The following is a 13,868-nucleotide window of genomic DNA, read 5'->3' as shown; positions in this document are numbered from 1 at the left end:
TTCAGGTTTCAGGTTTTTTTGCCACGAATTACACCAATTGTCACGAATTTTTTTTTGCCACAGATTAAGATGATTATATAGATTTAAAAAGAATCTGCTCAATCTGCCAAATCTGCGAGAGAACTTTTTAGCCAAGAATTACACTAATTTACACTATTTTTTTACCACAGATTAAAAAGATTTTCAAAAACCAATCCGTCTAAACCCGTATTATCCGTGTGCCAATTCTAAATCCTAATTCTTAGAAAACAATCCCTTAAAAGAAATAGCTTTATCGTAAAACGTAATCCTGATTCCGAATAGCAAAATGATTCCGCCAAAAACCATTTGTAAAGTTATTTGTTCTTCTAAAAACAACCAAGCTAATACAGAAGTAATTACAGCCTGACTTAATAAACTTAGCGAAACCCTTGTTGCACGCATATGTTGTGTCGCATAACTAATAGAAAGCCAAGCGCACAATTGGCAAATAACGGCTTGAAGTACTAACACAAACCAACCCGTATCCGAAAATCCTGTAAAAGGCTGATCTAAGCAATAACATAGTATTCCCAAATAAATGCTCGATGCGAATAAACTAATGGTCATAAACGAAAGAACATCAACATCTGAAAGGACATTTTTGCTCACCAAAAGATATATCGAATATAAGATTCCGGATAAAACTGCGAATAGAAAAGCCTGATCAAAATTGAGGTCCAGAAAAAAGCTAAAACCAACCAAAGTGATCATCCCAAATAAGGAAACAACAGTCCCGATCCAGAAATTTGTAGCAGGTTTTATTTTCAAAAAAAAGAAAGAACCAATCCCAACCCAAAGCGGAGATAAATTCGTCAGCAACGAAGCCTGAGTCGCGCTTGAATCCTGAATGGCGATATTCCAGACGGCAACATCTGATGAGAATAAAATGCCGCAAAGCATTGCCAACAGAATAAATTTTGTTTTTGGAAGCTTAAAGTTTTTGGTCAAAAAAACATAAGGCAAAAGCAAAGTAAAGGCAAAAGCCATGCGATAAAAAGCCGAGATTAATCCGGGAGCTAATTTAAGTTTTACCAATATTGGGAATATAGAAATACAAAGTATTCCGCAGATTAAGGCTAATCTTGGTTTGGTGATTTTCATAGGATAACAAATATCTTATTTTTTCTCTTATTTGAAAAGAAATATAGGACAACAATAGATAAAATGTGCCGTCAGGCACTAGATATTGGTAGAAAATTAGGTTTAAAATTCGTTAGCGTGCCGTAGGTACGCAATAGATTTCGTTTGTTGCGTACCTACGGCACGCCAAATCTATTTAAATTCATGTTTTTTCTACCAATATCTAGTGCCTGACGGCACAATAAAGTCAAAGATTTAATTTTTAATCTTCGATTTTTTTATCAATAAGTTTAGGATTAAACTTGTTTTTGTGTGGTATTAGGCATTCATGATTTTCTGGCAGGCATTGTTAATTTCACTATCAGAAAAAGAGCCAAGCGCATTTGCCAGCAATTTGCTGATTCTGATAGAACTTACCATTTTGACTCTGAGATCCTGGTCATCACCCATTTCATTTAAGAGAATTGTCTCGAAAATTTCGGACAAATATTCCGGTTGATCCCTAAAATCCTCTTCATACCAAATGTCTGATAAAAATTTTGCCATTGCCGTTATTACATCTGGCTCCGATGTTTTTTCATTTTCTTTTGTCATAATCGAAAATATTAAACGCACGAAACCCTCGCTTTAGGTGTGACAAAATATCCAAAGGATAGATTAAGGGCAGTTTCCTGCTCCAGCACCATTGAGAGGGTTCGCTTATGTTAACTTTGAATAAGTTTCTATTTAAAGTCTCCAGATATTTTGTCGAGACAAACGTACGACTATAAACTCAGATAAAAAGAAAAAATATGAGAAATTTCTCATGTTTTAATATTTCACATCTAACCTTTCACTAAAAAAAGGTTTATTTTACTTTTCTGTTTTTAACATCCTGACGATTATCCCAAAAAGACACTATTTCGATTTGATTTTCGTTTATTTCGTAGAATACTAGATAGACTTTCATAGAAACAACACGAGTGATTTTATTTGAAGTAAGTCTTCCAATCAATTCTGACTTTGAAAGTGTATCTAATAAATCTTCGACTTCGTTTAACAGTTTTAAGCTGTAAGTCGGAGATTCATTTCTAATAAAATAATATTCAAGAACATTTTGTAGTTGAAGTTTAGCCAAAGAAGACCAGACTATTTCTTTTTTAGCCATTCTCTCATTTCAGAAATTACTTCTTCATTTTTATGAAAATTTCCTTTTTCAATTTCCATACGACTATTCTCAATTGCCATCTTTTGGTCATTTGACAATTCATAAAGTTCTTGCTCAGAGGCATCAAAAATAGTTTGAAGTGCATTAAGAAAATTCAAATCCTTAGAATCTTTGATTCTGGATATTAAATTCTTTTTTATTTGTGCAGTCAAGTTCATGATATTCTTTTATTTACTCAAAATTAAAGATTTATTCTCAGATTGTGTAAGTTGAGTATGATTATTTATATAAACGTATTTAAATAAAGAAAGTTATCTGCCAGATGTTTTAGGCGGATAACTTTCTCTTATTTATTATTTCACTAAAAAAAGTTAGTTTATCGTTTCACCATTTGGTGCATCAGTATCAGGATTTACGAATACCAGTTTTCCTTCGGTGTTTGTTGTCATTAAGATCATACCTTGACTTTCAACTCCGCGTAAAGCTCTTGGCGCTAAATTTGCCAAAACTGTAACACGTTTACCAATGATTTCTTCTGGCGAAAAGCTTTCGGCAATTCCAGAAACAATCGTGCGAACATCAATTCCGGTATCGATTTTAAGAACTAGAAGTTTGTTTGCTTTCGGCATTTTTTCCGCTTCAATAATAGTTCCTACGCGTAAATCCATTTTAGCGAAATCCTCATACTGAATCAAATCTTTTTGAGGTTCCGGTTGTTTGCTTTCCGCAAGATTAGCAGTTTTTGTAGCTTCCAATTTATCTATTTGTTTTTGTATTTCTTCGTCTTCGATTTTTGCGAATAATAATTCGGCTTCACCAATTTGGTGCCCTTCCGGTATCAATTCTGAATTTTCGGCAACATCATTCCAATTCAATTTACCTTCGTTTTTCAGGATTCTCGACAATTTAGCAGCAGTAAAAGGCAAGAAAGGTTCAGCCAAAATGCTCAACGCAGCAGCAATTTGCAAGGCAACATACATTTGAGTTTTTACGCGCTCCGGATTGTCTTTCATTACTTTCCAAGGCTCTTCATCGGCAAGATATTTATTTCCTAAACGTGCCACATTCATCAATTCGCCAAGAGCTTCACGGAATCTGTAACGCTCAACCGAACTTGAAATCACGGCTGGATACGCTTTTAATTCTGCCAAAGTATTCTCGTCAACTTCAGATAATTCATTCGGAGTTGGGATAAATCCGTCGTAATATTTATTGGTTAAAACCACAACACGATTAATAAAATTCCCAAAAATGGCAACCAATTCGTTGTTATTTCTCGCCTGGAAATCTTTCCAGGTAAAATCGTTATCCTTAGTTTCTGGAGCGTTTGATGTCAATGCATAACGCAAAACATCTTGTTTCTCCGGAAATTCTTCTAAATATTCATGCAGCCAAACCGCCCAGTTTTTAGAAGTCGAAAGTTTGTTTCCTTCCAAATTCAAAAACTCATTTGCAGGAACATTGTCCGGTAAAATATAGCTTCCTTCGGCTTTAAGCATCGCTGGGAAAATAATACAGTGAAAAACAATATTGTCTTTCCCAATAAAATGAACCAACTTCGTGTCTTCATCTTTCCAGTATGGTTCCCAATCTTTTCCTTCGCGTAAAGCCCATTCTTTTGTTGATGAAATGTACCCGATAGGCGCATCAAACCAAACATATAATTTTTTTCCTTCAGCACCTTCAACCGGAACATCAATTCCCCAATCAAGGTCACGCGTTACTGCACGAGGTTCCAATCCACCGTCAACCCATGATTTAACTTGTCCGTAAACATTAGGTTTCCAATCGTTTTTATGTCCAACCAAAACCCATTCAGTCAGGAATTCAGTATATAGGTCAAGTGGTAAAAACCAGTGCTTTGTTGCTTTCAAAACAGGAGTTTCTCCAGTAATTGTCGATTTTGGGTTTATTAAATCTGTAGCATTTAGAGTCGATCCGCAATTTTCGCATTGATCACCATAAGCTCCGTCATTGCCACATTTTGGGCAAGTACCAACTACGAAACGATCTGCAAGAAACTGATTCGCTTTTGCATCGTATAATTGTTCTGTTATTTCTTCAATAAAATCGCCATTATCATACAATGTTCTAAAGAATTCCTGAGCCGTATCATGATGAATTTTAGCCGAAGTTCTCGAATAATTATCAAACGAAATCCCGAAATCAGCAAATGATTTTCTAATAATTCCGTCATATTTATCAATAACTTCTTGTGGTGTAATTCCTTCTTTTTTGGCTTTCATCGAAATTGCAACCCCGTGTTCATCACTTCCGCAAATAAACGCAACGTCTTTTCCTTGCAAACGTAAATATCTCGAATAAATATCTGCAGGCACGTAAACCCCCGCCAAATGCCCAATATGTATAGGTCCGTTGGTGTAAGGCAAAGCCGCCGTAATAGTATATCTCTTTGGATTTTGTATCATAACTCAATTTTATTGAGTGCAAAAATAAGCAATAGAATTGAGATTTTGTTGTTCCGCAGAGATTCGCTGGGTCTTTTTAATCTCGCAAAGGCGCAAAGGCGCAAAGTTTTAAATTAAAATCTGCTCAATCTGCATAATCTGCGGGAAACAAAATTCTTCTGAGATTAATTGAGATGATATGTTTTTTTAGGAGCTAATCCCGCACCCGAGCCTGAAAGAGCGAACTGGCGAAGCAATCCGTTACAATCTTTTACTTTTTAAAGAAAAAAGTAAAAGGATTTCCACTTCTATCGGGGCTAGAACCAGCATTAAGAACATTTTGTGAAATAATGATTTATAAGATTTCAAACCCCTAATTGTCAGGCTGAGCATAGAGTTTCAAATAAATAAAATCTGTGCCAATCCATTTAAATCCGCGTCATCCGCGTGCCATTAAACCTAAAAGATAAAACACATAAAATAGAACCAGTTTAAACTAGCTTCCCTATAAAAATCTTCAAAATTTATTTTGCAATCTTTGCCCTGAAAAAAAACAAAAACAAGTTATGAGCAAGACAAAATTAATCATCAATAAAAATGGATCTATCAAAATCGAAGGTGATTTTGAAATCATGGATTCAGAAGGAACAATTTACGGATTACAAGGAAGAGCTGCATTAGGACTTTGTCGTTGCGGATTATCTGCAAACAAACCTTTTTGCGACGGAGGACACCGCAATAACTTCGAACACGATTCTATCGCATTCGATTTACCACCAATGAAAACAAACTAAGAAACTATTTCTGGTTATGATATAAAAGCTGCATCTGTGATGCAGCTTTTTTTATTTACTTTTTTAGAATAATTTCATATTATGATAAGTTATTTCCTTAAAAAACTATATTATATTTACGAAAATTTTAAAAATACAGAGAATGAAAAAAATAACGTTACTATTATTGTTTTTAACCTTATTGTCGGCAAAAGCGCAAACACAAAAAGTTATTTCCGGTCAATGGATGGCTTTTCGTCAAACAATAGATATTCAGACTCCGGTAAAGAAAAAATTTAAAGTAATTGCATCAGCAAAAGTAGAATCTAATGACCCAAAAGCGTGGGCAGGAGTATTTGCACGCGTTTTTAATAAAGATGATGAGGCAGGCTTTGCTGATAATATGCACGACCGACCAATAAAATCAAAAGAATGGCAATCTTATACTGTCGAAGGAACAATTGATGAGAATAGTAAAATACTAGTTTTTGGAGGAGTTTGCGAGTTAAACGGAAAGTTTTATTTTGATAAATTTCAATTATTTATCGAGAACGCAAAAGGTGTTTTTGAACCTGTAACCATTTTAAATTCAAGTTTTGAAACACTTGCAACCAATACAGATATTCCAAAATGGAATTTGGGCAATGCGAAACAAAAAAATGTTAAGGTTAAGGAATTTAAGATTTCTTCGGATAAATCAAGTGTAGACGGAAAATATTCATTATTACTGGAAGGAAGTGGTATACTAGTAAAAGAAACCGGAAAAATAGGAAATGTTGAAGGCGCTTCACCAAAAATTGCCGACATGATTTCGATGCTGGAAGACCTTAAAGATCGTGTTGAAGAAACGGTCAAAAATATGGATCAGTATGAAATTGATTATTTGCATGATCAAGAAGCAAATAGAATTGGTTCACTTGTAATGCATTTGGCTGCAGCCGAAAAGTATTATCAGGTTCTTACTTTTGAAAACAGAGAATTTAACGAAGAAGAAAAGAAAAAATGGGAGACGGCTTTGAATCTCGATCAAGGCGCGCGCAATGAATTTAAAGGTCACGATATTCAATATTATCTTGATATTTATAATGAAGTAAGAGCTAAAACTATTTCAGAATTAAAGAAAAGAGATGATGCATGGTTTGTTCAAATTCAAACGAAATATGACATGAGCAATCAATATTGCTGGTTTCATGTTATGGAACATCAATCCAGTCATTTAGGACAAATTTTGTTTTTAAAGAAACGCATTCCACCAGAACAAATGAAAACATTACCACAGGAAATAAAGAAATAAAGAATACTAAAAAAGCTGCATGATGCAGCTTTTTTTTGTTTGATATACTAATCAAAAATTGAAGATCTGTAGGTTCTTCATTTACTTCCTAAAGACACATTTCAATTCTTGATTCGCATTATATATAAAGTTCTCCCTTCATGGTAATAACGGCAGAACCGCCAACCAAAATATCATGGTCTCTGGACATTACTTCAATTAAAGAAGGCTGATTTAGTTTTACGCCTTGCAGGATTTTATATTCGGTATTGGGTTTTGTGTATTTGTTTTTTGTCAAAAAGCCAATTAAAGGTCCGGCGGCAGTTCCGGTTGCGGCATCTTCATCAATACCAATTAATGGATTAAAGAATCTGGCTTCGACTATATTTTCATGTTTTTCGTTGAAAATGGTGTAACAATAAAAACCTTCGAACTTGTATTCTTTAGAGATTTCTATAAGTCTTTTATTGTCTGGAATGCAATCGTGTAAAAAGCGTCTGTTTTTTATAGGAACCATTATATGCGCAACTTCTGTTTGAACAATGGTTGGCAGAAGTTCGCCAACAGTCAGATCATCAATCGCCAAACCCAGTGCTTTTGCTATTACCGAAGCTGGAACTTCCTGCCCAATAATAACTGATTTTTGATGCATTTGTACCACAGGATATTGCGTAACAGGGTCAAAACTCGTTGATAATGGTATTGGATTATCTTTCATGATTACAAAATGATTGGTTTCATTTTGTTCCTCAAAAATGGATATTTTTTTGAATAATGCTGCACAAACTGCACCTAGCAAATTGTGTCCCGCGCCATCAACCTCAAAACCTGTGGGGGTAAAAGAACGAACATTCAGCGCTTTTTGTGCTGCCGAATAATAAACAAATGAAGTCTCAGAATAACCAAATTCCTTGGCGATATTATGATAAACTCCTAAATCCAGATTACCATCAGTAAAAACCACAGACAACGGATTTCCTTTGTAACTTTTATTAGAGAATACATCTAAAACGTAGTATTCTAATGCGATTCTATCTTCCATTATTATTCTTAATTATTAGATGAAATTTTTTCGATAGAATAAAGTTACTGTTTGTTCTTTGATCTAAGTTATAATCATTGCATTTTCTTTTACAACATCCTTTTTTGTTCTGCACTGATATTTATTGTTTTTTCGAGTCTCGAAATTCTGGTTTTTTCTTGTTTGGCTGTCATTATCCAATGAATCATGACTTTTTTGTATGATGGCGCTTGCGAGTTAAAATATTCCCACGCTACTTTATTAGCTTTAAATTGTTTTTCGAAAGCCGGATCAAGAACTGATGGTTCTTTTTCGTGTGAATAAATTCCGGATCTTTCCTCAGATCTTAATTCAAATGCTTTTTGACCTTCGGGCATCATAAGTCCGGCTTTTGTGAGATCTTCTATTTTCTTGATGTTGATCGCACTCCAAATGCTGGATTTCTTTCTGGGTGTAAACCTGATTGAGTAACTTTCGTCGTCAATGGATCTTCGAACGCCATCGATCCAGCCAAAACAAAGCGCCTGATCTACAGATTGTGACCAGGACATTGATGGTTTTTTGCTGTTCACTTTATAAAAACCTACTAAAAGTTCGGTTTCGGTTTTGTGATGCTTTTCTAACCATTCTCTGAATTTTTCCTGGGTAGGGAAGAAGGTTGGGTTCATTTTGGATTAAGTTAGTATGTCAAGTGAAGATATAAAAAATCTTATTCTAACACATAGAAACATAGATTTTGAATACCTCTTTAGATAGTTTCAAAAAATCTAGATTTTCTCACATACGATTACGACTTAAAAAGATAATAGGACAAATCAAGGGTTGAAATGTGCCGTTAGGCACTAAATGTTGGTAGAAAAGAGGAATGAAAATAAATTTAGCGTGCCGTAGGTACGCAATAGTTAGCATTTTGTTGCGTACCTACGGCACGCCAAGGAATTTCTAACCATAATGACTACTACCAATATTTAGTGCCTAACGGCACATTTCAACCCTTGATTCGTATAAATAATCATTTTTATTAATACTTCTTTATCTTTGTAAACGTAATTAAACAAAATTATATTATGGCAAAAGGACCTGAAAAAAATACCAAAAACAAGGCTTTGCATACTAAATTGCTCAATAAGAAGAAGGCCAAACTTCAGGAAGAAAAGAGAGAACGTGCATTACGTCTCAAAGCTTTAGTGGCAAAAATGAACGAGAAAAAGAATAGTGACGAATCTGATGTGAAATAACATTGTATTCTATTCATCCAGTTCTTTCTGGCAAATGTCTATTTCTCGCTGAATCTCTTTTTCTAATTTATAAAGTTCATCTTCAACCCAAAACTGACTTTCGCGGGTTAAATAAAACTCATTTTCATTAAGTTTAAATTTCATTGCTTCTTTTATAATCAAGATCATTTCGTTGACTTGAGAAGTTCCGTTTGCGAAATTTGGACCTATTAAATATTTTAAAAGCTCTTTTACGTATTCAGGTTTATAATATAGAATATGACTAATTATCGGGAAATAGAAGTAAAAATAACTATTCGTATTCGAATGATATTGAATTTTATGGATTTCGGAAATTAAAAGATCACATTGCAAATCTGTAGTTTCCGAATTGAATTCTCTTAATAATTCGAAAGTGTTTTTTGCACTTTGAATTGTGTTTCCCATTCTTTTTAAAGCCGAAAATGTTTCGTCAAAATCTGAGTTTGTTTTTGTTTTCAATTTTAGTCTTTTATAATTTCAGAATATAAATTATCCAAAAGTATTATGGTTTAAAAAGTAAAAAGAGACTCGTAAGTCTCTTTTTGCAATCAATATATTTTTTATAAAGGTTATTTGCCTTTTAGTAATTTTTCTAAATATTCTACTTTTTCCTTTTCAGATTGAACCAAACGTTCAAACAACTCAACAACTTTATCAAGAGGATTAAAAGTTGGCTGAATACTAATTGAGTTGATTGTTGAACTATCGTGACTAGTATTTGTAAAAGTATTACTAATGATATTAAATACTGTTTCGTCACTATAATTTTTAATTGCTTCAACCGAAACTCCTAAAACTTCAGCAATTGCTTTCAATTTTTCTTCATCAACATTTTCGCTTCCTTCAATATTCGAAATAGTTTGCTGACTTATTCCAATTGCAAAAGCAAGGGCTTCTTGTTTCATTCCACGAAGCTCTCTGATTCGGCTAATATTTCTGCCAATATGTTTCGGTTTTATTGCTGTGCTCATAGTTCAAAGATATTTAAAATTCTTTTAATTATTCTTGTTTTTGTAAAATACAAGATGGCATTTGTAAAACACCATGCATAATGGTTTGGGACAATACCTACTATTACTTCCTTGCGTTGTATTAAGTAAAAGTAATATTTTTCGTATAGTAAAAATTAAAAAAGCCAAGTTATCATGGAGCCAAATGAAATTAAAAGTCTAAATAGTCTTAGAAAATTAACTGCCCGATATTGTACCACTTTAAATCCGTCTCCAGATAAAAAGGAATTTTATACCGCAAAAATTGAACTTTTAAATTACTATGAACTTGGCTGTATTATTACCAATATGCTAAAATTATGCATTTTGGCTCTGGAAAATGAGTCACATAAAATTTCAGAAACAGACAAAAAAGCGCCTATTAATGTTAGTCTCATTTTAGAAACCGTACTTGAGATGTTTCCTATGGATGAATTTGAAATGTTAAGTGAAATTAATGAAATACTTGTTGGCGATTTTCAGGGTGTTGATGAATGAATTTTTTTTGTGATTTCTCTTGGTGGGTATGAGGTGCAAATTTGCGTTATTAGAATTTTTTATTGAGCGTTTTCTTCTTTTTCTTCAGGTATACCTTCTCTTTTAAAATATTGTATGTGCAAAATAATTGCAAAAACAGTAATAATTATTGGCGAGGAAAAAAACATTATCTCTTGTGTATTGTTTAATCCATATTTATTAAATAATATTTTGGTTGTGAAATAAGTAAACCAATAAGGAAAAATAAAAATACCAAATCGTAGTAGAAACCAAGAAATAGTCAAAAGAAGTTTTAAAACTCTTGATTTCTCTGTGAAATGATAATATTGAGTAGACTCTAAAAACAAGTAAGGCGTAATAATGATGTTAGCTGTTGAATATTGACTATGATTAAATATTACTGAAGTTAAGCCTTTATAATATTTGCTTTGCATATTTAGATTTAGATTAACCTGAATTACTTTATAGTGACAAAAGGCAAAAATGGAAGGAATTATATATAAGGCAATTGAATTTTCTTGTAGTTTAAATGGGCCTACTGATATTTCACTAATTTTTGTATCTAAAATTAGTGGAAATGCAATAACTAAAAAAATCATTATCATTAATAAACTATTTAAAGATTTTTTATTTTCATCAATTCGCTGATTAAGTAAGTCTAAATATTTATTCCTTTGTTCATCTGATTTTAGTATTTCTTTGAAATAAACATTGATTAAGATATCTTTCTCAATGTAATCGTTTTGTTTGTTTTCGTCTTTTTGTTTAGACTTATTCATTAATCATTATTTTTGTTTCAGCTAAAATAATCTTTTTTCTTTCAAAATAATCTCACAAAACAAGATCTTCTTTTGAATTTCAGATTGCGTTAGGGATAGCAGCGAAAAGCCCACAGCCTGACAAAGGAAGTGCGAGGACTTGTAGCGAATAGCCCGCCCGAAGGAACGCCCAAAAAAATATTCGCATTCCTATTATTATTTCGCCGAAATTTGCAAATCAATCTCAAAACAAAAACAAAATGGAGGAATTTGGTAGAATAATAGTTTCTGAAACAGCAATGAATAGTGAAAATCTTCAGGATGTGATTCACTCTAATATTTCGGTAATTAATTTAATGCGCGAGGAAGGTGTCGATGACGAATTTATTCACGAAGATGCTTTGATGAGTTACTATCTTGATTATTACTATTCGCAATATGCCGAAGGTAATTTTGCTCAGTTTGTCTATAAATCAGGTTGGAATAAAGAATTGAACGAACTTATCGAAGAAGGTTTGGCATTAATTGGCGCCGAAAAACATCTTGAATTGTTTCAGCAACAAAGCAAAAAGGTGAAATTAATGAGCAGCGTAAAGCTGAATAAATTTGTAAGCGGAAAACTGGAAGGTGTAAACCCGACCAGAGATTTGCTAAACAACGATACTTTTTTTGAATTGGAAGAAAACCTGGTTACGCTAAATGCTAATTTCCTGAAAAACCATCCTGATTTCGAAGTGCTTTCTGTAGATGATATGTTTGCTACTTTAGAGGAATATGTTGGTCATGAGATAAAGAGGGCTTAAGATTTTGTTATGTTTAAAGGTGAAATTCGCAAAGTTTTTTGTTTCACGCAGATTTAAAAATATTTAAGCAGATTTAAAAAAAATCATTTTAATCATCATAATCTGTGGCTAAAAAACTTTGCGAACTTCTCCCGACCCCTCGGGACGTTAAGCCTGACAGCTAAAAAAACTTAGGGAATCTTTGTGAAGTGTTCGTATTACTTTCTAAAATAACTTTATTAATTTAGCTTTTAATGGTTTAGCGATTATAAAAAATCTAAAAATGAGATGTAAATACTTCCTGATATTGCTTTTTCTTCAAATAGGGTTTTCTCAAAACAAAATCAACCTTTTTTCAGAGATCAATTATAGTTCGATTCCTTCGGTTTCGTTAAACGATTATAAGTCGGTTCAGGAACGAGACAAGAAATTTCAGAATCCTAATATCGCTTTAGGAATTGGTATTTCGGGTGGAGGTTCGAGAGCGCAGTTTTTTAGTATGGGCGTACTTTTAGGATTAGAAGAAATTCAGGAAGACAATTCGCAGCGCAATTTCCTGAACGAAATTGATTATTTTTCAACCGTTTCCGGTGGTTGTTTTTCGGCAGGATATTATTTAACGATTCTTAAAAATAAATTGTTTCAGGATAATTGTTCTTTCAACGAATTCTACTTTTCTAAAGCCGATGCTTATAAAGATTATGTCGATAAGTCGGCGAATATTTTGTCTCTTTTAAATAATAGCCGAAACGAAAAAGGCGATAAAATATCGATGACACAACGAATAGATTCAGATATTTTGCAATATGATGCACTGAATCCCGACAATACGAATAAGTTTGGAACACAAATGATGATGTCGGATTTTTTTGTTCCAAAAAATAGTACTGCAACTCCATCTTTACCCATGTTTGTAGCCAACGGAACGGCTTTTAATAATGGAGAACGTATTCCGTTTATGCCACATATTATTCGAGGATTGAATCTTAATTCGTCTTTGGCACCCAATAAAGCACCAATTGCATTAAATGAAAATAATGTTAATGATGGTTACAATTTTCCTTTGACGTATGCGATTACTGCAAGTTCTGCTTTTCCTGGAGTATTGCCTAAAGTGAAATTTGGCGTAAAAAATCAGGATAAAATATTGTGTATTGTCGATGGCGGCGCATCAGATAATATGGGATACAGAACTTTGGTCGAATTGCTGTACAACGATACCAAAGTGAGTGATAAGAATAAAAAAGCGCTTTTTATCGATTGCCTCGGACAAGGTAAAAAAACACCTTACATAAACGATGCAAAAATCAGGTTGATTTCGTTGTTTGAAACCGCTTCTTTATACACGGTTCAAACCCGATATATGACTTTTGATAAAGATGTCGAGAATACTTTTGAACGATACAAAATACCAGTTTCAAATTACCAGATTATAGGTTTTACCACAATTAGGGATTATTTGATCAAGATGGAAAAAGATTATCCTTATGAAGATTTGGTGTTTGAATTGAAAAACACCAATGATGAATCGAGTAGTTGGGCAAAGCTATTTGGTAATTTTAAACAAGAACTGATCATGAAGTTTGGCGAAGATTCATTTAAAAAAGATAAAGATGGCGAAGTAATCATTGCGACTTTAAATAAGGAAAAATTTAAAGATTTATCTGCCAGACAAGTTTTGATGTTATATGAATATGCCTCGCACGTAGAAACCAAACTAAGAATAACTCCCGAAGAAAGAGAAATTTTATTACTTTCCGGTCGTTTTGCAGTGTATTTAAAAACCAATGAATTAAGAGAATTATTGGTTGAACGTAAGTAATTTTATCCGAAATTTGAATTTGTATTTAATCCTTACT

Annotated in this window: 16 protein-coding genes; 6 read left to right on the top strand and 10 right to left on the bottom strand. The window is 33.2% G+C overall.

Annotation, left to right across the window (positions count from 1 at the left end; genetic code table 11):
* Positions 1 to 234 precede the first annotated feature (234 nt).
* From RC62_RS07905 to metG, 5 genes are all read right to left on the bottom strand, one after another.
* Positions 235 to 1,122, bottom strand: coding sequence for a DMT family transporter (locus tag RC62_RS07905; protein ID WP_055094264.1), 888 nt, complete (start codon positions 1,120 to 1,122; stop codon positions 235 to 237).
* Positions 1,123 to 1,419: 297 nt separating this feature from the next.
* Entirely contained in the window at positions 1,420 to 1,695 is a 276-nt protein-coding gene (locus tag RC62_RS07900) for a hypothetical protein (RefSeq protein ID WP_055094262.1), read from the bottom strand.
* 253 nt (positions 1,696 to 1,948) lie between these two features.
* On the bottom strand, positions 1,949 to 2,248 hold the full coding sequence (locus tag RC62_RS07895) for a type II toxin-antitoxin system RelE/ParE family toxin (RefSeq protein ID WP_055094261.1): 300 nt from the start codon (positions 2,246 to 2,248) through the stop codon (positions 1,949 to 1,951).
* A complete protein-coding gene (locus RC62_RS07890) occupies positions 2,230 to 2,466 on the bottom strand; it encodes a hypothetical protein (protein WP_055094259.1) in 237 nt (78 codons plus the stop codon). Before RC62_RS07890 ends, RC62_RS07895 begins: the two co-directional genes overlap by 19 nt.
* Positions 2,467 to 2,619: 153 nt before the next feature.
* Positions 2,620 to 4,677 carry a methionine--tRNA ligase gene (gene metG / locus RC62_RS07885; RefSeq protein WP_055094257.1) on the bottom strand — a complete coding sequence of 686 codons (2,058 nt, stop codon included), beginning with the start codon at positions 4,675 to 4,677 and terminating at the stop codon, positions 2,620 to 2,622.
* 545 nt (positions 4,678 to 5,222) lie between these two features.
* On the opposite strand from metG, the gene RC62_RS07880 reads away from it, so the two are divergent.
* Both RC62_RS07880 and RC62_RS07875 read left to right on the top strand, forming a co-directional pair.
* Positions 5,223 to 5,450 (top strand): CDGSH iron-sulfur domain-containing protein, encoded by a 228-nt coding sequence (locus RC62_RS07880; RefSeq protein WP_055094255.1) that lies wholly within the window; start codon positions 5,223 to 5,225, stop codon positions 5,448 to 5,450.
* Positions 5,451 to 5,592: 142 nt separating this feature from the next.
* Positions 5,593 to 6,723 (top strand): DUF664 domain-containing protein, encoded by a 1,131-nt coding sequence (locus RC62_RS07875; protein ID WP_055094253.1) that lies wholly within the window; start codon positions 5,593 to 5,595, stop codon positions 6,721 to 6,723.
* Positions 6,724 to 6,841: 118 nt separating this feature from the next.
* Here the strand turns inward: RC62_RS07875 and RC62_RS07870 are convergent, their stop codons facing one another.
* Both RC62_RS07870 and RC62_RS07865 read right to left on the bottom strand, forming a co-directional pair.
* A complete protein-coding gene (locus RC62_RS07870; RefSeq protein WP_055094251.1) occupies positions 6,842 to 7,744 on the bottom strand; it encodes a PhzF family phenazine biosynthesis protein in 903 nt (300 codons plus the stop codon).
* 89 nt (positions 7,745 to 7,833) lie between these two features.
* Positions 7,834 to 8,391 (bottom strand): YdeI/OmpD-associated family protein, encoded by a 558-nt coding sequence (locus tag RC62_RS07865; protein WP_055094249.1) that lies wholly within the window; start codon positions 8,389 to 8,391, stop codon positions 7,834 to 7,836.
* Between the two features lie 399 nt (positions 8,392 to 8,790).
* Here RC62_RS07865 and RC62_RS22985 point away from each other — a divergent pair, with 399 nt between their 5' ends.
* The gene (locus RC62_RS22985; RefSeq protein ID WP_165689764.1) at positions 8,791 to 8,961 is read left to right on the top strand and encodes a hypothetical protein; all 171 of its coding nucleotides are present in this window, start codon (positions 8,791 to 8,793) and stop codon (positions 8,959 to 8,961) included.
* Positions 8,962 to 8,970: 9 nt separating this feature from the next.
* Here the strand turns inward: RC62_RS22985 and RC62_RS07860 are convergent, their stop codons facing one another.
* Together RC62_RS07860 and RC62_RS07855 are read right to left on the bottom strand one after the other, a co-directional pair.
* A complete protein-coding gene (locus RC62_RS07860; protein WP_055094247.1) occupies positions 8,971 to 9,441 on the bottom strand; it encodes a hypothetical protein in 471 nt (156 codons plus the stop codon).
* A 110-nt stretch (positions 9,442 to 9,551) separates the two neighbouring features.
* Positions 9,552 to 9,953 (bottom strand): helix-turn-helix domain-containing protein, encoded by a 402-nt coding sequence (locus RC62_RS07855; protein ID WP_055094245.1) that lies wholly within the window; start codon positions 9,951 to 9,953, stop codon positions 9,552 to 9,554.
* Between the two features lie 174 nt (positions 9,954 to 10,127).
* On the opposite strand from RC62_RS07855, the gene RC62_RS07850 reads away from it, so the two are divergent.
* Entirely contained in the window at positions 10,128 to 10,469 is a 342-nt protein-coding gene (locus RC62_RS07850; protein ID WP_055094243.1) for a hypothetical protein, read from the top strand.
* 59 nt (positions 10,470 to 10,528) lie between these two features.
* Here RC62_RS07850 and RC62_RS07845 read toward each other — a convergent pair whose 3' ends face one another.
* On the bottom strand, positions 10,529 to 11,248 hold the full coding sequence (locus tag RC62_RS07845; RefSeq protein ID WP_055094241.1) for a hypothetical protein: 720 nt from the start codon (positions 11,246 to 11,248) through the stop codon (positions 10,529 to 10,531).
* Positions 11,249 to 11,487: 239 nt separating this feature from the next.
* On the opposite strand from RC62_RS07845, the gene RC62_RS07840 reads away from it, so the two are divergent.
* Positions 11,488 to 12,030: a DUF4375 domain-containing protein gene (locus RC62_RS07840; protein ID WP_055094239.1), complete on the top strand. Its 543-nt coding sequence runs from the start codon at positions 11,488 to 11,490 to the stop codon at positions 12,028 to 12,030.
* A gap of 262 nt (positions 12,031 to 12,292) precedes the next feature.
* A complete protein-coding gene (locus RC62_RS07835) occupies positions 12,293 to 13,831 on the top strand; it encodes a patatin-like phospholipase family protein (RefSeq protein ID WP_055094237.1) in 1,539 nt (512 codons plus the stop codon).
* Positions 13,832 to 13,868 lie beyond the last annotated feature (37 nt).

Source organism: Flavobacterium aquidurense, from assembly GCF_001404985.1.
In the GTDB taxonomy this organism is placed as follows: domain Bacteria; phylum Bacteroidota; class Bacteroidia; order Flavobacteriales; family Flavobacteriaceae; genus Flavobacterium; species Flavobacterium aquidurense_B.
The sequence above is the reverse complement of the archived record's forward strand: the minus strand, read 5'-3'. Positions and strand labels throughout refer to the sequence as shown.